General features: G+C 59.5%; 23 protein-coding genes. 14 read left to right on the top strand and 9 right to left on the bottom strand.

All coding sequences use genetic code 11. The annotated features are described in order from the left end of the window. Positions 1 to 71: 71 nt before the first annotated feature. A complete protein-coding gene (locus tag ACYZT8_RS27230; protein WP_461973989.1) occupies positions 72 to 1,340 on the top strand; it encodes an IS110 family RNA-guided transposase in 1,269 nt (422 codons plus the stop codon). Positions 1,341 to 1,443: 103 nt separating this feature from the next. On the opposite strand, the gene ACYZT8_RS27225 is transcribed toward ACYZT8_RS27230, so the two are convergent. Beyond that, a complete protein-coding gene (locus ACYZT8_RS27225) occupies positions 1,444 to 2,184 on the bottom strand; it encodes a ComF family protein (RefSeq protein ID WP_461977293.1) in 741 nt (246 codons plus the stop codon). A 92-nt stretch (positions 2,185 to 2,276) separates the two neighbouring features. Between ACYZT8_RS27225 and bioB the strand changes: the two genes are divergently transcribed. From bioB to ACYZT8_RS27175, 10 genes are all read left to right on the top strand, one after another. Then, positions 2,277 to 3,332, top strand: coding sequence for a biotin synthase BioB (gene bioB, locus ACYZT8_RS27220; RefSeq protein WP_438658123.1), 1,056 nt, complete (start codon positions 2,277 to 2,279; stop codon positions 3,330 to 3,332). 166 nt (positions 3,333 to 3,498) lie between these two features. Next, positions 3,499 to 4,677 (top strand): 8-amino-7-oxononanoate synthase, encoded by a 1,179-nt coding sequence (gene bioF / locus ACYZT8_RS27215; RefSeq protein ID WP_461977290.1) that lies wholly within the window; start codon positions 3,499 to 3,501, stop codon positions 4,675 to 4,677. After that, a complete protein-coding gene (locus ACYZT8_RS27210) occupies positions 4,670 to 5,401 on the top strand; it encodes an alpha/beta fold hydrolase (protein WP_461977288.1) in 732 nt (243 codons plus the stop codon). The genes bioF and ACYZT8_RS27210 overlap by 8 nt, the downstream gene beginning before the upstream one ends. Continuing rightward, positions 5,394 to 6,206: a malonyl-ACP O-methyltransferase BioC gene (gene bioC / locus ACYZT8_RS27205; protein WP_461977286.1), complete on the top strand. Its 813-nt coding sequence runs from the start codon at positions 5,394 to 5,396 to the stop codon at positions 6,204 to 6,206. The genes ACYZT8_RS27210 and bioC overlap by 8 nt, the downstream gene beginning before the upstream one ends. After that, complete coding sequence (gene bioD / locus ACYZT8_RS27200; protein ID WP_461977285.1) at positions 6,203 to 6,883, top strand: dethiobiotin synthase; 681 nt, start codon at positions 6,203 to 6,205, stop codon at positions 6,881 to 6,883. Before bioC ends, bioD begins: the two co-directional genes overlap by 4 nt. A 107-nt stretch (positions 6,884 to 6,990) precedes the next feature. Beyond that, the gene (locus ACYZT8_RS27195) at positions 6,991 to 7,287 is read left to right on the top strand and encodes a pyrroloquinoline quinone biosynthesis protein PqqE (protein WP_461956011.1); all 297 of its coding nucleotides are present in this window, start codon (positions 6,991 to 6,993) and stop codon (positions 7,285 to 7,287) included. Between the two features lie 278 nt (positions 7,288 to 7,565). Continuing rightward, a complete protein-coding gene (locus ACYZT8_RS27190; protein WP_461956010.1) occupies positions 7,566 to 9,371 on the top strand; it encodes a phenylacyl-CoA dehydrogenase in 1,806 nt (601 codons plus the stop codon). A 241-nt stretch (positions 9,372 to 9,612) separates the two neighbouring features. Further along, positions 9,613 to 10,902 carry a GGDEF domain-containing protein gene (locus ACYZT8_RS27185; RefSeq protein WP_461982626.1) on the top strand — a complete coding sequence of 430 codons (1,290 nt, stop codon included), beginning with the start codon at positions 9,613 to 9,615 and terminating at the stop codon, positions 10,900 to 10,902. A 90-nt stretch (positions 10,903 to 10,992) separates the two neighbouring features. Further along, entirely contained in the window at positions 10,993 to 12,789 is a 1,797-nt protein-coding gene (locus tag ACYZT8_RS27180) for an acyl-CoA dehydrogenase C-terminal domain-containing protein (protein ID WP_461977283.1), read from the top strand. A gap of 187 nt (positions 12,790 to 12,976) precedes the next feature. Further along, complete coding sequence (locus ACYZT8_RS27175; RefSeq protein WP_461977281.1) at positions 12,977 to 14,755, top strand: acyl-CoA dehydrogenase C-terminal domain-containing protein; 1,779 nt, start codon at positions 12,977 to 12,979, stop codon at positions 14,753 to 14,755. 227 nt (positions 14,756 to 14,982) lie between these two features. Here the strand turns inward: ACYZT8_RS27175 and ACYZT8_RS27170 are convergent, their stop codons facing one another. Continuing rightward, the gene (locus ACYZT8_RS27170) at positions 14,983 to 15,912 is read right to left on the bottom strand and encodes a LysR family transcriptional regulator (RefSeq protein WP_461977279.1); all 930 of its coding nucleotides are present in this window, start codon (positions 15,910 to 15,912) and stop codon (positions 14,983 to 14,985) included. A 169-nt stretch (positions 15,913 to 16,081) separates the two neighbouring features. On the opposite strand from ACYZT8_RS27170, the gene ACYZT8_RS27165 reads away from it, so the two are divergent. The 3 genes from ACYZT8_RS27165 to ACYZT8_RS27155 all read left to right on the top strand — a co-directional run bounded on the left by ACYZT8_RS27165 (position 16,082) and on the right by ACYZT8_RS27155 (position 18,085). Beyond that, on the top strand, positions 16,082 to 17,323 hold the full coding sequence (locus ACYZT8_RS27165; RefSeq protein ID WP_461977277.1) for an aspartate aminotransferase family protein: 1,242 nt from the start codon (positions 16,082 to 16,084) through the stop codon (positions 17,321 to 17,323). Between the two features lie 199 nt (positions 17,324 to 17,522). Next, entirely contained in the window at positions 17,523 to 17,843 is a 321-nt protein-coding gene (locus ACYZT8_RS27160; RefSeq protein ID WP_461977276.1) for a helix-turn-helix domain-containing protein, read from the top strand. An 83-nt stretch (positions 17,844 to 17,926) separates the two neighbouring features. Then, positions 17,927 to 18,085: a YqaE/Pmp3 family membrane protein gene (locus ACYZT8_RS27155; protein ID WP_007904205.1), complete on the top strand. Its 159-nt coding sequence runs from the start codon at positions 17,927 to 17,929 to the stop codon at positions 18,083 to 18,085. Positions 18,086 to 18,218: 133 nt separating this feature from the next. On the opposite strand, the gene ACYZT8_RS27150 is transcribed toward ACYZT8_RS27155, so the two are convergent. The 7 genes from ACYZT8_RS27150 to pqqF form a co-directional block, all read right to left on the bottom strand. Beyond that, on the bottom strand, positions 18,219 to 20,042 hold the full coding sequence (locus ACYZT8_RS27150; RefSeq protein WP_461977275.1) for a S9 family peptidase: 1,824 nt from the start codon (positions 20,040 to 20,042) through the stop codon (positions 18,219 to 18,221). After that, positions 20,008 to 21,162 (bottom strand): pyrroloquinoline quinone biosynthesis protein PqqE, encoded by a 1,155-nt coding sequence (gene pqqE / locus ACYZT8_RS27145; protein WP_461977273.1) that lies wholly within the window; start codon positions 21,160 to 21,162, stop codon positions 20,008 to 20,010. The genes ACYZT8_RS27150 and pqqE overlap by 35 nt, the downstream gene beginning before the upstream one ends. After that, the gene (gene pqqD, locus ACYZT8_RS27140; RefSeq protein WP_461977271.1) at positions 21,155 to 21,430 is read right to left on the bottom strand and encodes a pyrroloquinoline quinone biosynthesis peptide chaperone PqqD; all 276 of its coding nucleotides are present in this window, start codon (positions 21,428 to 21,430) and stop codon (positions 21,155 to 21,157) included. The genes pqqE and pqqD overlap by 8 nt, the downstream gene beginning before the upstream one ends. After that, on the bottom strand, positions 21,427 to 22,179 hold the full coding sequence (gene pqqC / locus ACYZT8_RS27135; protein ID WP_461977269.1) for a pyrroloquinoline-quinone synthase PqqC: 753 nt from the start codon (positions 22,177 to 22,179) through the stop codon (positions 21,427 to 21,429). Before pqqC ends, pqqD begins: the two co-directional genes overlap by 4 nt. Before the next feature lie 139 nt (positions 22,180 to 22,318). After that, the gene (gene pqqB, locus ACYZT8_RS27130) at positions 22,319 to 23,230 is read right to left on the bottom strand and encodes a pyrroloquinoline quinone biosynthesis protein PqqB (RefSeq protein WP_461977267.1); all 912 of its coding nucleotides are present in this window, start codon (positions 23,228 to 23,230) and stop codon (positions 22,319 to 22,321) included. A 73-nt stretch (positions 23,231 to 23,303) separates the two neighbouring features. Further along, a complete protein-coding gene (gene pqqA / locus ACYZT8_RS27125; protein WP_009045898.1) occupies positions 23,304 to 23,378 on the bottom strand; it encodes a pyrroloquinoline quinone precursor peptide PqqA in 75 nt (24 codons plus the stop codon). A gap of 155 nt (positions 23,379 to 23,533) precedes the next feature. Continuing rightward, a complete protein-coding gene (pqqF, locus tag ACYZT8_RS27120) occupies positions 23,534 to 25,960 on the bottom strand; it encodes a pyrroloquinoline quinone biosynthesis protein PqqF (protein WP_461977265.1) in 2,427 nt (808 codons plus the stop codon). Between the last annotated feature and the right edge of the window lie 2 nt (positions 25,961 to 25,962).

The raw sequence follows: 25,962 nt of genomic DNA, 5'->3' as shown, positions 1-25,962 counted from the left end.
CTCTATATCGCCTTCGCTGGACGCAAGCATGCATGTCCCTGCATGTACTTTAGCGCCTGTGGAGGTGTTCCATGCAAACGCTCCTGTCTCAGAGGTTCACTGCTTATATCGGAATTGATTGGGCAGATGCCAAGCACGACATCTGTTTGCAGATAACTGGAGAGGCTCAGCGGAGTTTCGAGGTCATCGACCACAAGCCCGAGTCGATTGATCGCTGGGCCAAGTCGCTGCATCAACGTTACGGTGGCCCGATCGCGGTCGCCGTGGAGCTGAACAAAGGGCCACTGATAGCGGCTCTGCAAAAATATGAGTTTTTTTGTATCTTTCCGATCAATCCGAGCACCTTGGCCCGGCACCGTAAAACCTTCGTCCCCAGTGGCGCCAAGGATGATCCAACGGATGCTCAATGGGCGCTTGAGCTGTTGCTGAATCACCCAGAACGGTTTCCTCAACTGGTCCAGCAAAGCTCCGCCATGCGTTCGCTCGCCAGTCTGACCGAACATCGCCGTGGGCTGGTCGATGACCGGGTCAAGATCAGCAACCGTCTGGTCTGCATGCTCAAACAGTATTATCCGTTGGCTCTTGAGCTGTTTCATGACCATGACACGCTGGTTTTCTGTGAGTTTTTGGCGCGCTGGTCGACATTTGAAGTGCTTAAGCGCGCTCGGCCGGCCAGCGTTTTGAAGTTCCTTCACGCGCATAATGTTCGCCATGCTGAACTCAATCAGCAGCGTTTGGCGTTGATCACCAAAGCCATGCCGTTGACTGAAGATCCAGGCGTGGTCAGTCCTTCAGCGCTGTATGTGCTGGCCCTGGTCTCGCAACTGAAAGGGGTCATCACGGCGATCAAAGACTTTGATCGGGAGATCGAAAAAACCGCCAATACCCTGGCCGACTACCGCCTCTTCCAGGCCTTGCCCGGCGCGGGGCAGCAGCTTGCGCCACGGTTGATGGTGGCTTTTGGTGAGCAGCGAGATCGCTTCAAGGATGCCAGTTCGATGCAGCGATACGCCGGGATCGCACCGGTTACCGAACGTAGCGGCAAGAAAAAAGTCGTTCATTGGCGCTATCAATGCGCAACTTTTTTGCGCCAGACCTTTGTTGAGTGGGCTGCACACAGCATCAATCAATCGGTGTGGGCAGAAGCTTATTATCGCCAGCAAAGGGCCAAAGGCTGCTCTTACCAAGCCGCCCTCAGGGCCTTGGCGTTCAAGTGGATCCGGATCGTTTATCGGTGCTGGAAGACCAGCACCGTGTACGACGAAAAGGTTTATTTACAGGCCTTGCTCCGGCACGGCTCGCCGTTGACCAGCGAGCTGAACACAGCAAAATCGCGTTGACGGAAAGGCTCAGGGCGTGATGGCGATGCATCGGTCACATCAATGTTGCCTGTAATGACCTCATCGCGAGCAGGCTCACTCCCACAGGTTTTTTGTTCTTGAGTCAGACCGCGTCGCCGGGTTTTGGCGTGCGGGCAAGGCAATAGACGTCGACCCGTGCCGCTCCGGCGTCCATTAACAGCCGGGCCAAGGCCTGAGCCGTGGCGCCGGTTGTCAGCACATCGTCCACGATCGCCAGATGTCGCCCCTTGATTGGTGCATCAGGCACCAAGGCAAAGGCACCACGCAGGTTCTTTTTGCGCGCGTCGGCATTCAGGTCCTGCTGCGCGCTGGTGTCCTGAATCCTCAGCAGCAGTTTTTCCTCGCAAGGAATGTCGAGGCCGCTACTGAGCCAGCGGGCAAGCATCGCGGCCTGGTTGAAACCCCGTTGGCGCAGGCGTTTGGCGGCCAGCGGAACAGGAATCAGAGCGTCAGGCCGATCAAGATCCTCATCGAAGCGATGTTGCAGGAACTGAGCGAGAAGTTCGGCGAGCAAGCGGCCAAACGGCCACTTGGCGCTGTGTTTGAAGCGCGTGATCAACGTGTCCACGGGGAAACTGTAAGACCACGGCGCGGCGACCCGTTCGAAGGCCGGCGGTAGCTTTAAACACTGGCCACACGTCAGGCCTGCCGAAGGCAAGGGCAGGGCGCATGTTTGGCAGTGATCACCCAGCCAGGGCAGGTCGGTTTCGCAGGCCATGCAGATGGGCCTGACTTCTTCGGTGGCTTCGTTGCAGAGTAAGCAGTGTTGGTTATTGTTTAACCAGTTGTAAACCAGTCCTACGTATCGAGGTTGACAGCGCATCGCTCTTCCTTAAATATGCCGAACATCCGTGTCGCGTCTGTGGGTATTCCATTCCCCAGCCGCGTGCAAAGCATAAAACAAAGGAAACACCCATGAGCGCCAGCACCTCTGCAACCCTGCGTCATGACTGGTCTTTGGCCGAAGTCAAAGCACTCTTCGTACAGCCATTCAACGACCTGTTGTTCCAGGCGCAGACGGTGCACCGCGCGCATTTCGACGCCAACCGCGTCCAGGTGTCCACCCTGCTGTCGATCAAAACCGGCGCATGCCCGGAAGATTGCAAATATTGTCCGCAGTCCGGTCACTACAACACCGGCCTGGAAAAAGAAAAACTGATGGAAGTGCAGAAGGTCCTCGAAGAGGCCGCTCGCGCCAAGGCCATCGGTTCTACCCGTTTCTGCATGGGCGCGGCGTGGAAACACCCATCGGCCAAAGACATGCCTTACGTGCTGGAAATGGTCAAAGGCGTGAAAGCCATGGGCCTGGAAACCTGCATGACCCTCGGTCGTCTCGATCAGGACCAGACCGTTGCGCTGGCCGACGCTGGCCTCGATTACTACAACCACAACCTCGATACCTCGCCGGAGTTCTACGGCAGCATCATCACCACCCGCACCTACAGCGAGCGCCTGCAAACCCTGGCCTACGTGCGTGAGTCGGGGATGAAGATCTGCTCCGGTGGCATCCTCGGCATGGGCGAGTCCCTTGATGACCGCGCCAACCTGCTGATCCAGCTGGCCAACCTGCCGGAGCATCCGGAGTCTGTGCCAATCAACATGCTGGTGAAAGTCGCCGGTACGCCGCTGGAAAATGCCGAAGACATTGACCCGTTCGATTTCATCCGCATGCTCGCGGTCGCGCGCATCCTGATGCCGCAATCCCACGTGCGCCTTTCCGCCGGCCGCGAAGCGATGAACGAGCAGATGCAGGCCCTGGCGTTCTTCGCCGGTGCCAACTCGATTTTCTACGGCGACAAACTGCTGACCACCGCCAACCCGCAGGCCGACAAGGACATGCAACTGTTCTCGCGCCTGGGGATCCTGCCGGAAGCGCGGGAAGAGCATGCGGACGAAGTGCATCAAGCCGCGATCGAACAAGCGTTGGTCGAGCAGAAGAGCAGCGAGCAGTTCTACAACGCGGCTGTTTAAAGCTCCACTGATCCTTCTGAAGGAATGCAAAACCCTGTGGGAGCGAGCTTGCTCGCGATAGCGATTTTACATTCAACAAAGATGTTGGATGTCATGGCCTTATCGCGAGCAAGCTCGCTCCCACAGGTACTGCGATCGCTACTGAATTCTGATCCACGAGGCCTGCATGTCTTTCGATCTCGCCGCACGCCTTGCTGCCCGTCGTGCCGAAAACCTCTACCGCCAGCGCCCACTGCTCGAAAGCCCTCAAGGCCCGGAAGTGGTGGTTGACGGTCAGCCGTTGCTGGCGTTCTGCAACAACGACTATCTGGGCCTGGCCAATCACCCGCAAGTGATCGAAGCCTGGCGCGCCGGCGCTGCCCGTTGGGGCGTCGGTGGCGGGGCGTCGCACCTGGTCATCGGCCACAGCACCCCGCATCACGCGCTGGAAGAAGCCCTGGCCGACCTGACCGGACGCCCGCGTGCGTTGCTGTTCACCACCGGTTACATGGCCAACCTCGGCGCGGTCACCGCGCTGGTCGGGCAGGGCGATACGGTGCTGGAAGACCGCCTCAATCACGCATCGTTGCTGGATGCCGGTTTGTTGTCCGGTGCGCGTTTCAATCGTTATCTGCACAACGACGCGGCCAGTCTGGCCAAGCGTCTGGAGAAGGCCATCGGCAATACGCTGGTGGTCACCGACGGCGTGTTCAGCATGGACGGCGATATTGCCGACTTGCCTGCGCTGGCCCGGGAAGCCAAGGCCAAAGGCGCGTGGTTGATGGTCGACGACGCCCACGGCTTCGGTCCGCTGGGCGCCAATGGCGGCGGGATCGTCGAGCATTTCGGCCTGAGCCAGGAAGACGTCCCGGTACTGGTCGGCACCCTTGGCAAGGCGTTCGGCACGGCAGGTGCCTTTGTGGCCGGTAGCGAAGAGCTGATCGAAAGCCTGATCCAGTTTGCTCGCCCCTACATCTACACCACCAGCCAGCCACCGGCCTTGGCCTGCGCGACGCTGAAAAGCCTCGAACTGCTGCGCACCGAACATTGGCGACGGGATCACCTGAAGACGCTGATCCGCCAGTTCCGTCATGGCGCCGAGCAGATCGGGCTTGAGTTGATGGACAGCTTCACGCCCATCCAGCCGATCATGATCGGCGATGCCGGGCGTGCGGTTCGACTGTCGCAGATGCTGCGCGAGCGGGGGCTGATGGTTACGGCGATTCGTCCGCCGACCGTGCCCGCCGGCAGTGCCCGTCTGCGCGTGACCCTGACCGCCGCCCACAGCGAGGCGCAGGTGCAGCTATTGTTGAATGGACTGGCCGATTGTTTCCAACAACTTGGACCGGAGCCAAGCCATGCGTGATCGACTGATTCTGCTACCCGGTTGGGGCCTCGGAATCTCGCCGCTGGAACCGTTAGCGGCCGCCTTGCAGGGGCTGGATGAGCATCTGCGGGTCGAGATCGAACCGTTGCCGGAACTGGAATCGAGCGACTTTGAAGAATGGCTCGATGAGCTGGATTCGACGATCCCGCAAGACGCCTGGCTCGGTGGCTGGTCCCTCGGCGGCATGCTCGCGTCTGAGCTGGCGGCGCGTCGCGGTGATCGGTGCTGCGGCTTGCTGACCTTGGCCAGCAATCCTTCTTTTGTTGCCCAGGAGCAATGGCCGAGCGCGATGCCCGGCGAAACCTTCGACGCGTTTCTCGCCGGTTGCAAAGCCGATCCGCGGATGACGTTGAAGCGCTTTTCACTTCTCTGCGCTCAAGGGTCAGAAGACCCGCGCGGACTGTCGCGCTTGTTGCTCGGTGGCGCGCCGCACACCTCTGAAACGGTGCTGATGAGCGGTCTGGAAGTGCTCGCCCAACTGGATACTCGTCAAGCGTTGCAAGCATTTCGCGGTCCGCAACTGCATTTGTTCGCCGGGCTCGACGGCCTGGTCCCGGCCGAAGCGGCGGGCGAGCTTCTGGCCTTGCTGCCGGACGTCGAAATCGGCCTGATTGAACAGGCCAGCCACGCGTTTCTTCTGGAAGACCCCCACGGTGTGGCGGGAGCGATTCAGGCCTTTTTGCACGAGTCCGGTGATGACTGATTTATCCCTTCCCGTTTTACCCGGCGGTTTGCCCGACAAGCGCCAGGTGGCGGCTTCCTTTTCCCGCGCGGCGGCGAGCTACGACAGCGTGGCCGAATTGCAGCGCGATGTCGGCAGCCAGTTGTTGAGCCGTTTGCCGGGTGATTTTGTGCCGGGTGTCTGGCTGGACCTGGGGTGCGGCACCGGGCATTTCAGTCGGGCATTGGGCGAGCGGTTTTCTGCAAGTAACGGACTGGCAATGGACATCGCCGAAGGCATGCTCAATCACGCCCGGCCATTGGGTGGCGCCACCCATTTCATCGCAGGGGATGCGGAGCGTTTGCCACTGCAGGATTCGACTTGTGATTTGATCTTCTCCAGCCTGGCGGTGCAGTGGTGCGCGGATTTTGAATCGGTACTCAGTGAGGCGTATCGGGCACTGAAACCGGGCGGGATTTTCGCGTTTGCTAGTCTTTGTGTAGGGACGTTGTTTGAGTTGCGTGACAGCTGGCGTCAGGTGGATGGCATGGTGCACGTCAACCGCTTCCGCGAGCTGGGTGTTTATCAACAGTTGTGCGCGTCCAGCGGCTTGAAGGTTGTCAGCCTGCAAACCCGTCCGCATGTGTTGCATTACCCGGACGTGCGCAGCCTGACGCATGAACTCAAGGCGCTGGGCGCGCACAACTTGAACCCCGGTCGACCGGGTGGGTTGACCGGTCGGGCGCGAATCCTCGGCTTGATCGAGGCTTATGAGCAGTTTCGTCAGGCCAATGGATTGCCAGCGACTTATCAGGTGGTCTACGCCGTGTTGGAGAAACCCGTATGAGCGCTGCCTATTTCATCACCGGCACAGACACTGATGTCGGCAAGACCACCATTGCTGCTGGCTTGTTGCATGCCGCGCGGTCGGCGGGCATGAGCACGGCGGCGGGCAAGCCGGTCGCTTCCGGCTGTGATGTGACACCCAAGGGTTTGCGCAATTCCGATGCGCTTGCGCTGCTGGCCGAATGCTCGGTGCCTTTGACTTATGCCCAGGTCAATCCGGTGGCGTTCGAACCGCCGATCGCACCGCACCTGGCTGCACGGGAAGCGGGCGTGGTGCTGACGGTGCAATCACTGTTGGCGCCGATGCTCGAGATTCTCGATATGCAGGCGGATTTCACTCTGATTGAAGGGGCGGGCGGCTGGCGCGTACCGTTGGCGGATCAAGACAATCTGTCGGATCTGGCGATGGCGCTGGGTCTGCCGGTGATCCTGGTGGTCGGGGTGCGCCTGGGTTGCATCAATCATGCGCTGCTGACGGCCGAGGCGATTGCTCAGGACGGTTTGCAGTTGGCGGGGTGGGTGGCCAATATCATCGATCCGAAGACCTCGCGGCTGGAAGAAAACCTCGCGACCCTCGCCGAACGGATTCCCGCGCCTTGCCTTGGACGAGTGCCGAAACTCAAGTTGGTGAGCGCAGAAGCGGTGGCGGAACATCTGCAACTGGATTTGCTGGATTGAGGTTTTGCCTATGACAAGGCACTGTGCCATTAGTGTTTTTGTCGGGCCTTTTGCCATCAGGTCTGGTTCAATGGCCGTCATTGATCCCTTGTAGGACGAGTTCCCCTATGGAAATCTCAGGAAACACCGCTTTCTATGCCGGTCTGAGCACTATTCAGACAGGGCAGAACCGTGTCGATCAGGCTTCCAGCCAGATCGCCAGCAGCACCATTGAGCGTTCGGTAACCAGCCAGTCTTCCGAGTTTCAGGTGGACCGCCTGCGTTCGGTCGACCGCAGCCAGCAATCGGACCTGGCCAGCAATATGGTCGAGATGGCACAGGGCAAGTTTCAGGTTGAGGCTGGCGCCAAAGTCGCCAAGGCTTCCGATGAAATGCTGGGCACGTTGATCGATACTTTCGCTTGATCCCACGCTGAATCCGCCCTGCCAACGCCGCGAATATTCGCGGCGTTTTTGTGCGTAAGTCCTTCTCCCTCAACTAATCTTTTCTGCATGGCCTGTTGCGTTGTCAACGGTGGCTGCGCGGCTGCGTGTCTGGAATTTTCGCAACGTGATGACGAACGGCAAAAGATCGGCGCTTGACAAGATTTGGTCGTAAACGTATGTTTCAAACAACTGTTTGACCGTCACAACAAATCAACACGGTCGTTCATTCCCGGTTACATCAGCAGAGGTTTATCGCTATGCCTGACTACAAGGCCCCCTTGCGTGATATTCGCTTCGTTCGTGACGAACTGCTCGGCTACGAAGCGCACTATCAGAGCCTTCCGGCTTGTGCAGACGCAACTCCAGACATGGTTGACGCCATTCTCGAAGAAGGCGCCAAGTTTTGTGAGCAGGTGCTGGCTCCGCTGAACCGCGTGGGTGACACCGAAGGCTGCACCTGGAGCGAGTCCGGCGTTAAAACCCCGACTGGCTTCAAAGAAGCCTACAAGCAATTCGTTGAAGGCGGCTGGCCAAGCCTGGCCCACGACGTAGAGCACGGCGGCCAAGGCCTGCCGGAGTCTCTGGGTCTGGCTGTCAGCGAAATGGTTGGCGAAGCCAACTGGTCGTGGGGCATGTACCCGGGCCTGTCGCATGGCGCGATGAACACCATTTCCGAGCACGGCACGCCTGAGCAGCAAGAGGCTTACCTGACCAAACTGGTTTCCGGCGAATGGACCGGCACCATGTGCCTGACCGAACCGCACTGCGGCACCGACCTGGGCATGCTGCGCACCAAGGCTGAACCTCAGGCCGACGGTTCCTACAAAGTCTCCGGCACCAAGATCTTCATCTCGGCCGGTGAACACGACATGGCCGACAACATCGTCCACATCGTGCTGGCACGCCTGCCGGATGCACCAGCTGGCACCAAAGGCATTTCGCTGTTCATCGTTCCGAAGTTCATGCCGAACGCTGACGGTTCGATCGGCGCTCGCAATGCCGTGACCTGTGGTTCCCTGGAACACAAAATGGGTATCCACGGTAACGCCACCTGTGTGATGAACTTCGACGCGGCCACCGGTTTCCTGATCGGCCCGGCGAACAAAGGCCTGAACTGCATGTTCACCTTCATGAACACCGCACGTCTGGGTACCGCGCTGCAAGGTCTGGCCCACGCCGAGATCGGCTTCCAGGGCGGCCTGAAGTACGCTCGTGATCGTCTGCAAATGCGTTCGCTGACTGGCCCGAAAGCGCCGGAAAAAGCCGCTGACCCGATCATCGTGCACCCTGACGTACGTCGCATGCTGTTGACCATGAAAGCGTTCGCCGAAGGCAACCGCGCGATGGTTTACTTCACCGCCAAGCAAGTCGACGTCGTCAAATACGGCGTAGACGAAGAAGAGAAGAAGAAAGCCGACGCACTGCTGGCGTTCATGACTCCAATCGCCAAAGCCTTCATGACTGAAGTCGGCTTCGAATCCGCTAACCACGGCGTGCAAATCTACGGCGGCCACGGCTTCATCGCCGAGTGGGGCATGGAGCAGAACGTTCGCGACAGCCGCATTTCGATGCTGTACGAAGGCACCACCGGTATCCAGGCACTCGACCTGCTGGGCCGTAAAGTGCTGATGACTCAAGGCGAGGCCCTGAAAGGTTTCACCAAGATCGTCCACAAGTTCTGCCAGACCAACGAAGGCAACGAAGCCGTCAAAGAGTTCGTCGAGCCGTTGGCTGCGCTGAACAAAGAATGGGGCGAGCTGACCATGAAGGTCGGTATGGCGGCCATGAAGGACCGTGAAGAAGTCGGTGCGGCGTCGGTGGACTACCTGATGTACTCCGGTTACGCCTGCCTGGCCTACTTCTGGGCTGACATGGCGCGCCTGGCTGCCGAGAAACTGGCTGCCGGCACTTCCGAAGAGGCGTTCTACACCGCCAAGCTGCAGACTGCGCGCTTCTACTTCCAGCGCATCCTGCCGCGTACCCGCACTCACGTTGCAACCATGCTGTCGGGTGCCAATAACTTGATGGACATGAAAGAAGAAAACTTCGCGTTGGGCTACTAAGTCTTAACGCCGTTCCTCACAAAGCCGCTATCCCTTCGGGGGTAGCGGCTTTTTTGTTCTTGGGAAAAGTAAAAGCTGTCGCCCGCGATCTTTGATGGGATCCAGGCACTGCCCATCTGGTCTGTAGCCACTGACGCAGCCGATAAAAAAACCTGACAATTGACTCAGTAAGTCCGCATTTCTGCCGTTACAGTAGGTGGGCACAATGCCATCTATTGTCATGACGGTCGGAGCTTTACCCTTGCCGCGTTCTTCCGCTGTACGTTTCAGCCATTTCCTACCGTCGTTACTGCTTTTACTTGCGGGGCTTGCGGCCGCCTACATCAAGGATCTCAACGTCTTCTTCACCTCGCTGTTCAACGTGCTGCCAACCCTGGTGCTGTTGCTCGGCGGGGCGTACTGTGCGGTTTACCGACGACAGCGCGAGCTGTTTCTGATGGTGACGGTGTACATCGCCTACTTTCTGCTCGATACCCAGACCGATTATTACCGCGACAACGGCAAGGTCCGTGATGACGCAGCCGTGGTTTTCCATCTGTGTTGTCTTTTGTTGCCGCTGTTATTCGGCGTGTTCGCTGCCTGGCAGGAACGCACGCACTTGTTTCAAGACATGGTGGCGCGCTTCGCGGTGTTGCTGGCCGTCGGCAGTGTCGCGTTGGGGCTGGAGCAAAGTTACCCACAAGCCTTGCTGATGTGGCTGTCGGAAATCCGTTGGCCGGCGCTGCATGGCGCCTGGATGAGCCTGATCCAGCTGTCCTATCCCGTATTCATCGCTTCGTTCCTGCTGCTGAGCTGGCAATACTGGCGTAACCCGAGACCTTTGCACGCCGCACAACTGGTGGGTTTGCTCGGGTTGTTCTGGGCGCTGCCGAAAACGTTCATCCTGCCGTTCACCCTGAACATCATGTGCAGTCAGGTGATGTTGATGATTGCGGCGGCGGTCGCCCACGAGGCCTATCAAATGGCCTTCCGCGACGAGTTAACTGGCCTGCCGGGGCGCCGCGCCTTGAACGAGCGGATGCAACGCTTGGGGCGCAATTACGTGCTGGCCATGAGCGACGTCGACCACTTCAAGAAATTCAACGACACCCACGGTCACGATGTGGGCGACCAAGTACTGCGACTTGTCGCCAGTAAGCTGTCGAAAATCGGCGGAGGCGGTAGGGCGTATCGCTATGGCGGTGAGGAATTTGCCTTGGTATTTGCGGGCAAAACCCTTGAAGAGTGCATGCCGCACCTGGAAGTCATCCGCGAATCCATCGCGACGTACAACATTCAACTGCGCAACCAAGACGCCCGACCGCAGGACGACCAGCAAGGTCGCCAGCGGCGCGCCGGCCCGGGCGCTTCAAGTGTGTCGGTCACCGTGAGCATCGGCGTCGCCGAACGCGTGGAGCAGCGAACCCCGGAAAAAGTGCTCAAGTCCGCTGACGAAGCGCTCTACAGCGCCAAAGGCGCGGGGCGAAATTGTGTGGTGGCATTCGGTCAGACTCGCCGTGGCGCGGTGCGGATGGACGCCGCTGCGGGTTGAGTGATGATGGCGCATTCAGCGTCTGGACTGTGATTGTGAGGCAGGGTGGGCGGCAGTAGGTTTGAACGATCTGCTGACGGAGAAACGACCATGCCTGAGTACAAAGCCCCCCTGCGCGACATGCGCTTTCTGATCGACCACGTCTTCGACTTCCACACCAACTACGCCGCGCTGGGCGCCACCGATGCCAGCCCGGACATGGTCAATGCGATCCTCGAAGAAGGCGCGAAGTTCTGTGAGAACGTTCTGGCGCCGCTGAATCGCAGCGGCGACGAAGAAGGCTGCCATTTCGACAATGGCGTGGTGACCACTCCTACAGGTTTCAAGCAGGCCTTCGCACAATACGTGGAAGGCGGCTGGCACGGTCTGGCAGCTGATCCGGCTTACGGCGGCCAGGGTTTGCCAAGCTCCCTGGGCCTGGTCATCAGTGAAATGGTCGGCTCCAGCAATACGTCCTGGGGCATGTACCCCGGTCTGACCCACGGCGCGATGTCGGCCATCCACGCCCACGGCACCGAAGCGCAGAAGAATACCTACCTGAGCAAACTGACCGCCGGCCAATGGACCGGCACCATGTGCCTGACCGAGGCTCATTGCGGCACTGACCTGGGCATCATCAAAACCCGCGCCGTGCCTTCAGCTGATGGCAGCTACGCGATTTCCGGCAGCAAGATCTTCATCTCGGCCGGCGAACACGACATGAGCGACAACATCATTCATTTGGTGTTGGCCAAACTGCCGGACGCTCCGGCAGGCACCCGGGGCATTTCCCTGTTCATCGTTCCCAAATTCCTACCCGATACCCAGGGTGAAGCCGGCGAGCGCAACGGCGTTTCCTGCGGCTCGATCGAACACAAAATGGGCATCAAGGCCTCGGCCACCTGCGTGCTCAACTTCGACGAGGCCAAAGGCTTCTTGATCGGCGAGCCGAACAAGGGCCTGAACTGCATGTTCACCATGATGAACCACGCGCGGCTCGGGACCGGCATGCAGGGTTTGTGTCTGGGTGAGGCGAGTTTCCAGGGCGCCATCAAATACGCCAACGATCGCCTGCAAATGCGTTCGCTCACTGGCCCGAAAGCGCCGGAAAAAGCTGCCGACCCGATCATCGTGCATCCTGACGTGCGCCGGATGCTGCTGACCATGAAAGCCTTCAACGAAGGCAACCGCGCGCTGACGTATTTCACCGCGCAGCTGCTGGACGTGGCGCATCTGAGCCCGGATGAAACCGCGCGCCAGGACGCCGAAGACCTGCTGGCGTTCCTGACGCCGATCTGCAAAGCCTTCATGACCGACACCGGTCTGGAAGTCACCAACCTCGGGATGCAAGTGTTTGGCGGTCACGGCTTTATCCGTGAATGGGGCATGGAGCAGTTGGTTCGCGACTGCCGGATCGCGCCGATCTACGAAGGCACCAACGGCATTCAGGCGCTGGATTTGCTCGGGCGCAAAGTGCTTGGCAGCCAGGGCAAACTGCTACGTGGCTTCACCAAAATCGTCCACAAGTTCTGCGCGGCGAATGCCGAGCACCCACAACTTGCCAGCTATGTGGCGCAACTCAATGGCCTGAATCAGCAGTGGGGCGAGTTGACCACCAAGGTCGGCATGGCCGCGATGAAGAATCCGGATGAAGTCGGTGCTGCGTCGGTGGATTACTTGATGTACAGCGGTTACATCATCCTCGGCTATCTGTGGCTGCGCATGGCGTTGGTGGCCCAGGCACAACTCGACGCGGGCAGCGGCGATGCGGATTACTGCCGGGGCAAACTGGCAACCAGCGAGTTTTACTTCAAGCGTTTGCTGCCGCGCACCGCCGCTCATCGGGCGGCTATTGAGGCGGGGAGTGATTGCTTGATGCAGCTGCCGGCGGAGATGTTTGCGCTTTAGTCTCTAAATCCAGTGACAAAGGAGCCCGCGTTGTTGCGGGCTTTTTCATGACTGAATAGTCAGTGACTAAACATTACAAAACGGTCACTGGCTGACCCTATGTGTCGCAAAAGTTGTTGGGTTACACTCGAACCCAACGAAAAAATCATTCCCACGATTCACCTGTTTAGATCTTGCGAGGTTTGCCATGGCTGACTACAAAGCGCCCCTGCGCGATATGCGCTTCGTCCTCAATGAAGTTTTCGAGGTCGCCAAACTCTGGGCCGAGCTGCCTGCGCTGGCCGAAACCGTCGATGCGGAAACGGTCGAGGCCATTCTCGAAGAAGCCGGCAAGGTCACCAGCAAGAGCATCGCACCCCTGAGCCGTGCGGCTGACGAAGAAGGTTGCCATTGGGCGGACGGTGCCGTCACCACGCCGGCAGGATTCCCACAGGCTTATCAGACTTATGCCGAAGGCGGTTGGGTCGGTGTCGGTGGCGATCCGACTTACGGCGGCATGGGCATGCCCAAGGCTGTTTCGGCGCAAGTCGAAGAAATGGTCAACTCCGCCAGCCTGTCATTCGGTCTGTACCCGATGCTGACCGCCGGCGCCTGCCTGTCGATCAACGCCCACGCGAGCGAAGAGCTGAAAGCCGCGTACCTGCCAAACATGTACGCCGGGGTCTGGGCCGGTTCCATGTGCCTGACCGAGCCGCACGCCGGCACGGACCTGGGGATCATCCGCACCAAGGCCGATCCTCAGGCCGACGGTTCCTACAAGGTCAGCGGCACCAAGATCTTCATCACCGGCGGTGAGCACGACCTGACCGAAAACATCATCCACCTGGTACTGGCCAAACTGCCGGACGCGCCGGCGGGGCCGAAGGGCATTTCGCTGTTCCTGGTGCCGAAGTTCATGGTCAATGCCGATGGCAGCCTGGGCGCGCGCAACCCGGCGAACTGCGGTTCGATCGAACACAAGATGGGCATCCAGGCGTCCGCGACCTGCGTGATGAACTTCGACGAAGCCGTGGGTTACCTGGTCGGCGAGCCGAACAAAGGCCTGGCGGCGATGTTCACCATGATGAACTACGAGCGTCTCGGCGTCGGTATCCAAGGCCTGGCCACCGGCGAGCGCTCGTACCAGAACGCCGTCGAATACGCCCGCGATCGCCTGCAAAGCCGTTCGCCGACCGGCGCGCAGAACAAAGACAAGGTTGCCGACCCGATCATCGTCCATCCGGACGTGCGTCGCATGCTGCTGACCATGAAAGCCTCGAACGAAGGCGGCCGTGCATTCTCCACTTACGTGGCCATGCAACTGGACACCGCCAAGTTCAGCGAAGACGCGACCACCCGCAAACGAGCGGAAGATCTGGTTGCACTGCTGACGCCGGTGGCCAAGGCGTTCCTGACCGACCTCGGTCTGGAAACCACCGTTCACGGCCAGCAGGTTTTCGGCGGCCACGGTTACATCCGTGAGTGGGGCCAGGAGCAACTGGTGCGCGACGTGCGCATCACCCAGATCTACGAAGGCACCAACGGCATTCAGGCGCTGGACCTTGTAGGACGCAAGATCGTGGGTACCGGCGGGGCGTTCTATAACCTGTTTGCTGACGAGATCCGTCACTTCACCGCCACCGCCAGCGATGATCTGGCTGAATTCACCAAGCCGCTGAACGATGCCGTCACCACCCTCGACGAACTGACCTCGTGGTTGCTGGACCGGGCGAAAAACAACCCGAACGAAATCGGCGCCGCATCGGTCGAGTACCTGCAAACCTTCGGTTACGTGGCGTACGCGTACATGTGGGCATTGATGGCCAAGGCGGCTATCGGCAAAGAAGCGCAGGACGATTTCTACGCAAGCAAGTTGGGCACGGCGCGGTTCTATTTCGCACGTCTGCTGCCGCGTATTCACTCGTTGAGTGCTTCGGTGAAGGCAGGTAGCGAGTCGCTGTTCCTGCTGGACGCTGCACAGTTCTGACGAAGCCGCGCCATGTAAGCATTCTCTTACGTGACGTGCTGCTGTTTTCCCATAGGCGTCGATTGGATCCAGAGCTAATCTACTTCACATGGACGTCGCGCAGGAAGCGCAAAGCAACAACACGGACACGTAGGATTCTGCCAGGACGGCGGAGTGAAATGGATGTCAGGGAAACAGTCTGCAAAGCCCCGCTTCGGCGGGGTTTTCTTTTGCCTGCAGAAAAGTAGTCAGCTCAGCCCGTCGAGCGTAGTCGAGCTGTTCAAGCGCTCGTCCGGCCGGTTCATCACTTCTTCCAACAGCGTACGCAATAAGGCCAGCGAGGCTTGTTGCCGTTGCACATCCCGACACACCAATCCGACTTTCAGCGGCACTCGCGGCTCGGTCAGCGGTTTCCAAAGCAGTTCGTTATTGCCGAGCGCCTTTTGTGAGCGCCCAGGCAGGACGGTGGCCAACCGAGTGTGGGGCAGGCTGTCGAGAATCCCCGCCATGTTGTTCAGTTCTGCCTGCACCTGCGGACGCCGTCCCAGATTGGCCAGTTGTGTCTGCCAGATCTGCCGTATCTGGAATTCTTCACCCAGCAACAGCATGGGCAATTCGGCGGCCTGACTCATCGAGACCTTCTTGAATTCACGCAGCGGATGGTCCGCCGGGATGACCAGGGTCAGTTCATCTTCGTACAGCAAGACACCATGTAAACCCGGCTGACGGGGCGGCAGGTAGCTGATGCCGATGTCGAGGGAGCCATTGAGCAGCCTTCGCTCGATTTCCAGGCCCGTCAATTCATAGATCTGCACCACCAGATGTGGCTGGGCCTTGCGCACGCGTTCGAGCATTTGCGGCACCAGGCTGGTGTGAACCGTCTGCAACACGCCAATGGCCAAGGTGCGCAAAGCCTGACCCTTGAAGTTGCCCAAGGCTTCGCGCGCCCGCTGCAGGCCATCGAGCAAGGGCAGGGCGTGGTTGTACAAAGTATGGGCAGCCAGCGTGGGCAGCAGACGCTTGCTGCTGCGTTCGAACAGGCTCACATCGAGGTTTTGTTCGAGCTGGCGGATCTGCTGGGACAGTGCCGGTTGGGAGATTGACAGTCGCTCGGCCGCCCGGCCCACATGGCCTTCTTCGTAGACCGCGACGAAATAACGCAGTTGCTTGAAATCCATAAGGTGCGCTTATCGAAAATGCTGGGAAATCGAAATGGCTCAACGCCTTGCCTGAGCCTAGTCTAACCGCATTCACAAGGCTTACAGGGCCAGAGCGCACGATGAATACCGTTTACGTCGATGGTGTTTGCATAGGTAAGGCAAAAAACCTCAAGCGAGATTTGTCCCGATGACTCTGTTCAACTTGCGTCGCACTCCACCGAGCCTCGATGACTTGGTCGCAGACACTTTCCAGTCGTCCAGAAGCGACAACCTTTCCAGCGAGTGCCTGATGCCCAGTGTCGAGCGGCCGAAACAGATTTTTGTCCGCGGCCAAGGCTCATGGTTGTGGGACAGCGATGACCGCGCTTACCTGGATTTCTCGCAGGGTGGCGGCGCCAATAGCCTGGGCCACAGCCCTTCAGTGCTGGTCAACGCGATCTCGGAACAGGCTCAATCGCTAATCAACCCCGGTTTTGGTCTGCATAACCGCGGCATGCTCAACCTTGCCGAGCGGCTCTGCACCAGCACCGGCAGTGATCAGGCGTACCTGCTCAACAGTGGCACCGAAGCCTGTGAAGCCGCGATCAAACTGGCACGTAAATGGGGACAACGACATCGCGGCGGGGCTTCACGGATCATCGTTGCGAGTAACGGCTGCCATGGCCGTAGTCCCGGGACGGTTTCACTGTCGGACTTCCACCACGTTCCCTTCAATGATCTTGCAGCGATGCACGCAGCGGTCGATGCCCGGACGGTGGCAATCATGCTCGAACCGATCCAGAGCGAAGCCGGGGTGATTCCGGCCACCGCGTCCTACCTCAAGGGTGTCGAACGCCTGTGCCGGGACCTGGGCATTTTGTTGATCCTAGACGAAGTACAAACGGGTTTCGGTCGCTGCGGCACCTTGATTGCCGAGCAATCCTATGGCGTTCGGGCAGATATCGTCGTCCTCGGCGAAGGGCTGGGCGGTGGTGTGCCATTGGCCGCGTTGTTGGCGCGCGGCAAGGCCTGCTGTTTCGAGGTGGGCGATCTGACTGGGACTCATCATGGCAATGCACTGATGACAGCGGCCGGTCTTGCCGTGCTCAATACGATTCACGACAAGGGTTTTCTCGAGCATGTGGGCGAAACCGGTCAGCACCTGCGCGAAGGCCTGAGTCGTCTGGCCCATCGCTATGGCCACGGCGAATTGCGCGGGCAAGGGCTGCTCTGGGGACTGACCCTGTCCGACGATTCGGCTGATGCCGTCGTCAAATCAGCGTTGTACGAAGGCTTGTTGCTCAACGCCCCGCAACCCGATTGCCTGCGCTTTACCCCGGCCCTCACTGTCAGCAAAGCCAACATCGACGAAATGCTCCTGCGCCTGTCCCGCGCCTTTTCCCGCGTACGCACCGCGCAACTGCAGTGCCGCAAAGGGATTGCGGTCTGATCAGACCTTTCTCACACGAATTCCCGAACCGTCTCGCGGTAATAACGCATCGCCCCACGTTTGATTCTTTTCGCGTGGGGCGTTTTTTTGTCTCTGCGTTTTGCCACATGCAATCAGCGCTTGAGTGATTTCGCGATCAGTGGCTTTTTAGGTGCAAGTCCACTACTTCCCGGATATCAGGAGTTTGTGGAGATCCCTTATGAGTAAGAAATTTAGAAGTGAGGTATCGGAATCTGTATACGAGTCTGCCAGTGCCTTGTTTTCCATCGGTGCAATTAGCAAGACTACCTTGCGCGAGTTCGAGGAACTTTGTCTGGCTCCTGTACCGGAGGCCATTCATGCGGAGCAGATCAAACAGCTGCGCGAGCGCAACAATGTCAGCCAACCGGTTTTCGCCTGTTATTTGAACACCAGCGCTTCGACGGTTAAAAAATGGGAGGCCGGTGACAGACTGCCCAGTGGTATGGCGCTCAAGTTGCTGAGCATCGTTCAGAAACACGGTCTAGAGATACTGGCGTGAAGAACCGCGCTGAACCCTGACGAACGGCGCGTGTCGATTAGCAGTAGGGCTCACACGAGTCCACTTCAATCAGGAGCTGCCCCATGGATTTCATTCGCATCATCATCGCCATTCTGTTGCCACCACTGGGTGTGTTTCTGCAAGTCGGTTTTGCCGGCGCGTTCTGGCTGAATATTCTGCTGACGTTGTGCGGTTACATTCCGGGGATCGTGCATGCGGTGTACATCATTGCCAAGCGCTGAGGTTCGCGTCGCCAGATAGATCGAAATCGCGAGCAGGCTCACTCCCACATTGGATCTGTGGTGTACAGAAATCCCTGTGGGAGAGGGCTTGCTCGCGAATGCGGCGCCGCAATTTCCGCACGGAACGCAGCCTTCAGTCCGCGAACTCCATCACCCGCCGATAAAACAACCACTCCTGTTCCAGCGCATGGGCCTGGTTACCGGCCTTGCGAAAGCCATGGCGTTCGTCCGCGTAGTAATGCGCGTCAACCAGAATGCCGTTGTCCTGTAGCGCCTTGACCATGTCCCGGGTCTGTTGCGGCACCACTACGGCATCCAGTTCGCCCTGAAAGAAAATCACCGGAACACTGATGTTGCTCGCATGTAGCAACGGAGTGCGCGCGGCGTAGCGCTCGGCGTCCTGTAGCGGATCGCCAATCAGCCAATCCAGATAATCGCCTTCAAACTTATGGGTCGCCCGGCCCAGTGCAACGGGATCGCTGACACCGTAAAGGCTGGCGCCGGCGCGGAACACCTGCTGAAAGGCCAGCGCACAAAGGGTGGTGTAACCACCGGCACTGCCACCGCGAATAAACGCCTTGTCGCCGTCGATCAAGCCCCGTTCTGTGAGATGCGCGACGACTGCGCAGGCGTCCTCCACATCGACGTCGCCCCAACTCAAATGCAACGCCTGGCGATAAGCCCGGCCATAGCCACTGCTGCCGCGGTAGTTGAGATCGGCCACGGCGAAGCCGCGTTGCGCCCAGTATTGAATGCGTGGATCAAGCATCGGGTAGCAGGCCGAGGTCGGACCGCCGTGGATGAACACCACCAGCGGCGGTTTCGCCTCGCCGGTCATCGCCGGATAAAAGAAGCCATGAGCCTCGCCCGACCCGCTCGGGTAGCGCAGGGTTTGCGGGACGCTGATCTTCTCAGCCGGTAACGGTGCGAGCCCGCCGGCCAATACCGTGACCTGTCGGGTCTCGCGGTCGATGGCAATGACCGCCGAAGAACTGACCGGCGATGCCGCGATGCAGTAAATGTATTGTTCATCGAGCGCGATATGTCGAAAGCGGCTGTAATCACCGGTGAAATCTTCAGCGGCGTCACCGCAAAGCCCCAACTTGCCAAACCCGCCTTCGGTCCAACTGGCCAGGAAGCTGTCTTCGCCCAGCGGCAACCACGTGCTGCCACCCAACTGCCACGGTGCCGGCCCGTGATCAGCGGCGGCACTCGCCAATGGGCTAAGGCCCTCTGCGGATTCCACCCATGGCTGCCAGTAGCCGCCGCGATCCGTCAGGCAAAACAGTTGGCCGCCATCGAAACGAGGTTGTTGCAGCGACTCTTGAACACCCTCACCAGCCACACAATGCGGTCGAGCAAAGCCCCCATCGTTCTGGCGTTCGGCAACCATCAGGCGAGTTGCGGTCCATGGCTGATCCGGGCGGCTCCATTCGATCCACGCCAATCGTTGCGAGTCAGGGCTCAGTGTCGGCGCGGCGTAGAAATCGGCGCCTTCGGCCAGCAGATGACGCCTGCCGTCAGCCACGTCGATGGCGACCAGTCGATGCCTATCACGGTTCTCTTCAACCGCGAGCACCTGGCCATTGGCAAACTGCAGATCGCCGTAACGGCATTCCCCTGAGGTCAGTACCTCAGGCGCCTCGCCCGCCAGCGATTGTCGATAGAGTTGTTGATCTGCTTCGTTGACGAACACAATCCCGTCATCGGTCAGACAAAACGCGCCACCGCCATATTCGTACACTCGACTGCGCACGCTGAAGCCTACCGGCGTCAGGCAATGGGCCTGACCATCGCGCCAATGCCAGATCCTGCAAGCAGCATCCTCGGGTCGGTATTCGTTCCAGAACAGGCCATGCTTGCCGACCAGCAATTCGGCGAAGTCGATACCGGCCGCGACGGCCCGGGAGGCGCTGAAGGGTTCAGCTTTTAGCGATGAGTCGTGAATTTCGTTCATTGCGAAAGGCCAGTTGTTCGATGGTCTGGGTCGCGTGCTCGGCTTCTTCGCGGGCCTTGAGAATCACGCCGTGATGTTCCGACTTGCTGCACACCGGGTCGGCATTGCTCGCGTCCCCCGTGAGCATGAATGCCTGGCAGCGACAGCCGCCGAAGTCTTTTTCTTTCTCGTCGCAGGAACGGCACGGCTCGGGCATCCAGTCGTAACCGCGGAAGCGGTTGAAGCCGAACGAGTCGTACCAGATGTGCTGCATGCTGTGGTCGCGTACGTTGGGAAATTTCACTGGCATCTGTCGGGCGCCGTGACAGGGCAGTGCGGTTCCGTCCGGCGTGACCGTAAGAAAAATGCTGCCCCAGCCGTTCATGCAGGCTTTCGGGCGTTCTTCGTAGTAGTCCGGTGTGACGAAAATCAGCTTGCACGGATGTCCTTCGGCTGCAAGTTTTGCGCGGTATTCATTGGTGATGCGCTCGGCGCGGACCAATTGTTCCTTGGTTGGCAGCAGGCCGACACGATTGAGCTGTGCCCAACCGTAAAACTGGCACGTCGCGAGTTCGACGAAGTCGGCCTCAAGGGCGATGCACAGCTCGATGATTCGGTCGATCTTGTCGATGTTGTGCCGATGGGTCACGAAGTTCAGCACCATCGGATAACCGTGGGCTTTCACCGCGCGAGCCATTTCAAGCTTCTGCGCAAAGGCCTTTTTCGAACCGGCCAACAAGTTATTCACTTGCTCGTCGCTGGCCTGAAAACTGATCTGGATGTGGTCCAGACCGGCCTTCTTGAAGTCGCTGATTTTCTGCTCGGTGAGGCCAATGCCGGAGGTGATCAGGTTGGTGTAGAAGCCCAGCTTTCGCGCCTCGGCAATCAACTCGGCGAGGTCCTGGCGCACCAGCGGCTCACCGCCGGAAAAGCCCAGTTGCGCCGCGCCCATCTCCCGCGCTTCCCGGAACACCTTGATCCACTGTTCGGTGCTCAGTTCTTTACCCTGCTCGGCGAAATCCAGCGGGTTTGAGCAGTACGGGCATTGCAGGGGGCAGCGATAGGTCAGCTCGGCCAGCAGCCACAAGGGCAGTCCGATTTCTGGTTTGGGCGGTAACTTGTCTGACGCAGAATCAGGCAAGTTCGATCCAGTGCTGAGCACGGGCAACCTCCATGAATTGCTCGATGTCTTCACCGAGCTCGGGCACGCCGGGGAACTGCGTGTCCAGTTCGGCGATGATCGCCGCGACATCGCGTTCTCCGTCGATCAAACCGCCAATCAGCGCGGCGCTTTCATTGAGTTTGATCATGCCTTCCGGGTAGAGCAGCACATGACCTTTCTGCGCCGGTTCGTATTGGTAGCGGTAGCCCTGACGCCAGGTCGGGGTCTTGCTGCGATCAAAACTCATAAGGTGATTCCTTTATGCCAGACCCGTTCTTCGGTCACGCTGTGATACGGCGGGCGGTTCAATTCGTAGGCCATGCTCATGGCATCGAGCATGCTCCAAAGGATGTCCAGTTTGAACTGGAGAATTTCCAGCATGCGCTCCTGGCCTTCACGCGTCGTGTAATGCTGCAACGTGATCGCCAGACCGTGCTCCACATCCCGGCGTGCCTGGCCGAGGCGCGTACGGAAATACTCGTAACCGGTCGGGTCGATCCACGGGTAATGCTGCGGCCAGCTGTCCAGGCGCGATTGGTGGATCTGCGGCGCGAACAACTCGGTCAGCGAGCTGCTGGCGGCTTCCTGCCAACTGGCCCGGCGGGCGAAGTTGACGTAGGCGTCCACGGCGAAACGTACGCCGGGCAATACCAGTTCCTGCGAGCGCAGATGATCCGGGTCGAGGCCGACCGCCTGGCCCAGACGTAACCAGGCTTCGATACCGCCGTCTTCGCCGGGGGCGCCGTCGTGATCCAGCAGGCGCTGAATCCACTCGCGACGGATCTCGCGGTCCGGGCAATTGGCGAGGATCGCGGCATCCTTCAGGGGAATGTTCACCTGATAGTAGAAACGGTTGGCGACCCAACCCTGGATCTGCTCGCGGGTCGCCCGGCCTTCATACATCGCCACGTGATAGGGGTGATGGATGTGGTAGTAGGCGCCCTTGGCGCGCAGGGCCGCTTCGAATTCGGCGGGGGACATTGGGGTGTCAGTCATTGCGGTTCTCCGGGTACAACCGGTGGATTCTGTGGTGTCTGGACCGGCCTCATCGCCAGCAGGCTGGCTCCCACAGGTGATCGCATTCACCTGTGGGAGCCAGCCTGCTGGCGATAGACCGCGCAGCGGTCTCAGCTGCTTACAACACAAGACTCATGCCGTCGTAGGCCACTTCAACATTGCGCCGAGCCAACTCAGCCCGCTCCGGCGAATCCTCATCAAGTATCGGGTTGGTGTTGTTGATGTGGATAAGCACCTTGCGCTGCTTGGGCAACTGCTCCAGCACTTCGAGCATGCCGCCGGGGCCGTTTTGCGCCAGATGGCCCATTTCCCGTCCGGTACGCGTGCCGACGCCACGGCGCTGCATTTCGTCGTCATCCCACATCGTGCCGTCCAACAGCAGGCAATCGCTGCCGGCCATGATTTCCAGCAGCGGCGCATCGACTTTGCCCAGGCCCGGCGCATAGAACAGTTTGCCGCCGGTGTTCAGGTCTTCGACGATCAGGCCGATGTTGTCGCCCGGGTGCGGGTCGAAGCGGTGCGGCGAGTACGGCGGCGCCGCGCTGCGCAGGGGCAGCGGGGTGAAGCGCAGACTCGGGCAGGCCGGGATGGTGAAGCTGCGGTCGAGTTCGATGCGGTTCCAGGTCAGCCCGCCGTTCCAGTGGGTGAGCATTTTGAACAGCGGAAAACCGGTGCTCAGGTCTTCGTGGACCATGTCGGTGCACCAGACCTGATGCGGGCAACCTTCGCGCAGGCTGAGCAGGCCGGTGGTGTGATCGATCTGGCTGTCCATCAGGATGATCGCGCTGATGCCGGTGTCGCGCAGGGCGCGGCCCGGTTGCATCGGGGTGTAGCTCTGGAGTTGGGCACGGATGTCCGGCGACGCGTTGCACAGGATCCAGTTCACGCCGTCATCGGAAATTGCGATGGACGACTGGGTCCGCGCCTTGGCGTTCAGGCTGCCGTCGCGAAAACCTGCGCAGTTCACGCAGTTGCAGTTCCACTGGGGGAAACCGCCGCCGGCGGCGGAACCTAGAATCTGGACAAACATGGGCGCTCCATCATTTCAACGCTGAAAATAAAAACGCCTCGGCAATACCGAGGCGCTGAACCACACGACAACCTTAGCGGCTTGCGAAGTACATGGTGACTTCAAAGCCGATACGCAGGTCGGTGTAAGCAGGTTTGGACCAGGACATGGGAGCGCTCCTTCAGGTGATAAAACAGTTGAGATCTATACATATAGTCCACCTCCAGCCGGAGATGTTCAGATAGTTAGGTGGCTATGTTACTCAAAATTTCCGAGCGATTGGCCGCGAATCTTTGAGAAAGCTAATTGCAGCGTCGGTAATGATCATTTTGCCGCTTGCCAAGGAGTCTTTGCGCAAGCACTGCTGGCCAGGCAGCGCCATCCTCCTTCGGCTTGATTCAGTTGTCGGGCTGTGGCTTTTAACGCTTCGCGATCGATCATCAGGATCGCTTCAGGCAGACGTTCCAGATAATCCGACGAGTGGCCGGCCAGTTTGCCCTGCCAAAGCAGTTCAGCTGCCTGTGCGTGGGGCAGTGCGTTGCTGTGGAATTGATCGGCCAGGGCCTGGCGCTGGGCGATGAAGGTCGCGTCAGCGATGCCTTCAATCATGGCGGGCAGTTCGCTCAAGAAGCGTTCTATGTGTTCCAGCAAATCCTGCGGGGCAACGCTCGGTGATTGAACGCCGAACAGCAGCCCGGTCTGCCCATGGATCTGACGCAAGCCGCTGAACACGGCATAACCCAACTGCAGCTCAACCCGCAGGCGCTGATAAAACGGCGTTTGGGACAGATGGGCGAGTAAACGCCACGCGGCTTCGTCCGCGATGTCCCGTGTGGCCGTCGGACAAAACAGCAACAACGCGTGTTCGCTGGAGCCCGTTTCGATAGCGCTCCAGAGGTGCAGCGAGTTTATCGGGGTGGGCGGTGACGGCTGGTCGTCCGCAACTCCGGGCACGCGGCTCAGTGCCAGGCCCATCGCCGCTTGAGTCTGCGCTGACAGGCCTGTCGCCAGTCCTTGCCAGCGTGCGCTCGCCCACAACTGCTGCACGTCATTGGTGTCAGCGGTGCGCTCAAGGCATTGCTCGGGCAGCGTCTTCAGCAGCTGTTTTATCGGCATCAACGGCACGCTGGTCGTTTCTTCCTGTGGGAAACCAGCATCAGGTGTTGTCAGCTCTTTCAGCGCATGTTCGAGGACGGTCGGCATCGGCTCCTGCAGTCCTGTCATCTTCAGCAACCATTCGTTGCCTGATGCACTGAAAGAAAAGTCGACGCCTGCCTGACGGGCGTCCTCACGCAGAGGCGACAGGCGATTTTCCAGACTCGACCGAAGACGGGGATGAGGTTTGGCCAGCAGTCGCCAACGTAGATAAATCGCGCCTTCGTCCGTGTTGTCCGGCAATGCCTGGCTGAACTGCATCGGGGAGTTTTCGCGACGGCTGCGCGAGCGATCCTGGGCAAATGTCCGCAGACCTCGGTGTTTGCTGGTCTGGCCGCGAATCAGCCCGGCATTGGCCGCAGGTGCTTCAGCACGTAAAAACGGGTTGGGCGTCGGCAATTGCCATTCGCCGGTGAAGTTATCCACAGCACCGATTTTCTTCAGGATGTCGTTGAGCGCTAGAACGCCCTGTTCGGATAAGCCGGCTTCGAGCTGCTCGCTGTCCAGTCGGGCCAGTTGCAGGGCGCTGCTGACTTGTTGCTGACGGTCGAGCAGGGCGGCGTACTCTTTGCGCAACTCGGCCCAGTTTTGCTGAGTGGCGAAAAAACCCAGCCAATCCAAAAGCTGCTCGCGGATCGCGTTCCCCGGTTGAACTGTGGTGAGTTCAATGTGCAGCAAGGCTTGCCCGGCAAATTGATACAACGGTGCGGCCTTCAGGCTTTCCGCCAGCCCGCGTGTGCGCAATTCAGCCAGCAGACCACCAGGTTTCGCGGCGTTCAGCCAATGGCACAGAAACGCTAAAGCTTCACGCGATGAGTCGGGCAACGCTTCGAACGCGAACAAAAGATCGAGCTGACGCTCGCCAGCCTGTTGATAACTTTTTCCGGAAGAATCCATCAGCGGTGCAGGCGCTTGTTGCGCGACCTTTTCCCCGACGGCAATAGCCGCGCCAAAGCGCTGAGCCATTGCCCTCAACTCATCGAGGCTTTGCGGGCCGGCCAGGCTCAATGTCATCTGCCCGGTCTGATAAAACTGCTGATGGAAATCCTTCAGCGCGTTTTGAAACTCCGGCTGCGGCACCGGCAAGCTGTACCGGTTGCCCGCATGAAACGCCCGAAGCGGGTGAACGGCCGAGAGCCCGTCGAACAACGCAAACTGCTGCTGAGCCGTGGCATCCCGGGACCAAGCGACAAATTCAGCGTGCAGCACTTCCCGTTCCCGCCGCTGATCGTCCAGATTCAGACGTGGATGAGCGAGCATGTCTGACAGACGCTCCAGCCCATCGGTGAATGCTTGAGGCGGCAGTTCGAAGAAGAAGTCGGTCGTGCGTTCACTGGTGCGTGCATTGACCTGTCCGCCGTGACCTTGCACGTAGGCCATCAGCCCTTGCCCTGTGGGAAAACGCTCCGTACCGAGAAACAGCAAATGTTCAAGAAAATGCGCGAGGCCGGGCCACGCCAGCGGCACGTCGTGGCTGCCCGCGAAAATCCGCAACGCCGCAGCGCAGCGCTTCAAATCGGGAGCGTGACGCAGCGTCACCCGCAGGCCGTTGGCCAGGGTTTCAGTGTGGGGGCTAGGGTGATTCAGCGCAGGCATGA

The organism is Pseudomonas sp. LB3P93 (genome assembly GCF_054898025.1).
Note: the sequence above shows the minus strand (reverse complement) of the source record. Positions and strands in the feature narration are given on the sequence as shown.

Coding starts and splice junctions, on each gene's coding strand:
- ACYZT8_RS27195 (WP_461956011.1), top strand. CDS start 6,991: ATGGAAATCTCAGGAAACACCGCTTTCTATGCCGGTCTGAGCACTATT.
- pqqD (WP_461977271.1), bottom strand. CDS start 21,430: ATGAGTTTTGATCGCAGCAAGACCCCGACCTGGCGTCAGGGCTACCGC.
- bioC (WP_461977286.1), top strand. CDS start 5,394: ATGACTGATTTATCCCTTCCCGTTTTACCCGGCGGTTTGCCCGACAAG.
- ACYZT8_RS27165 (WP_461977277.1), top strand. CDS start 16,082: ATGACTCTGTTCAACTTGCGTCGCACTCCACCGAGCCTCGATGACTTG.
- ACYZT8_RS27160 (WP_461977276.1), top strand. CDS start 17,523: ATGAGTAAGAAATTTAGAAGTGAGGTATCGGAATCTGTATACGAGTCT.
- pqqB (WP_461977267.1), bottom strand. CDS start 23,230: ATGTTTGTCCAGATTCTAGGTTCCGCCGCCGGCGGCGGTTTCCCCCAG.
- ACYZT8_RS27180 (WP_461977283.1), top strand. CDS start 10,993: ATGCCTGAGTACAAAGCCCCCCTGCGCGACATGCGCTTTCTGATCGAC.
- ACYZT8_RS27150 (WP_461977275.1), bottom strand. CDS start 20,042: ATGAACGAAATTCACGACTCATCGCTAAAAGCTGAACCCTTCAGCGCC.
- ACYZT8_RS27230 (WP_461973989.1), top strand. CDS start 72: ATGCAAACGCTCCTGTCTCAGAGGTTCACTGCTTATATCGGAATTGAT.
- pqqC (WP_461977269.1), bottom strand. CDS start 22,179: ATGACTGACACCCCAATGTCCCCCGCCGAATTCGAAGCGGCCCTGCGC.
- bioB (WP_438658123.1), top strand. CDS start 2,277: ATGAGCGCCAGCACCTCTGCAACCCTGCGTCATGACTGGTCTTTGGCC.
- bioF (WP_461977290.1), top strand. CDS start 3,499: ATGTCTTTCGATCTCGCCGCACGCCTTGCTGCCCGTCGTGCCGAAAAC.
- ACYZT8_RS27170 (WP_461977279.1), bottom strand. CDS start 15,912: ATGGATTTCAAGCAACTGCGTTATTTCGTCGCGGTCTACGAAGAAGGC.
- ACYZT8_RS27225 (WP_461977293.1), bottom strand. CDS start 2,184: ATGCGCTGTCAACCTCGATACGTAGGACTGGTTTACAACTGGTTAAAC.
- bioD (WP_461977285.1), top strand. CDS start 6,203: ATGAGCGCTGCCTATTTCATCACCGGCACAGACACTGATGTCGGCAAG.
- ACYZT8_RS27155 (WP_007904205.1), top strand. CDS start 17,927: ATGGATTTCATTCGCATCATCATCGCCATTCTGTTGCCACCACTGGGT.
- ACYZT8_RS27210 (WP_461977288.1), top strand. CDS start 4,670: ATGCGTGATCGACTGATTCTGCTACCCGGTTGGGGCCTCGGAATCTCG.
- ACYZT8_RS27175 (WP_461977281.1), top strand. CDS start 12,977: ATGGCTGACTACAAAGCGCCCCTGCGCGATATGCGCTTCGTCCTCAAT.
- pqqF (WP_461977265.1), bottom strand. CDS start 25,960: ATGCCTGCGCTGAATCACCCTAGCCCCCACACTGAAACCCTGGCCAAC.
- ACYZT8_RS27190 (WP_461956010.1), top strand. CDS start 7,566: ATGCCTGACTACAAGGCCCCCTTGCGTGATATTCGCTTCGTTCGTGAC.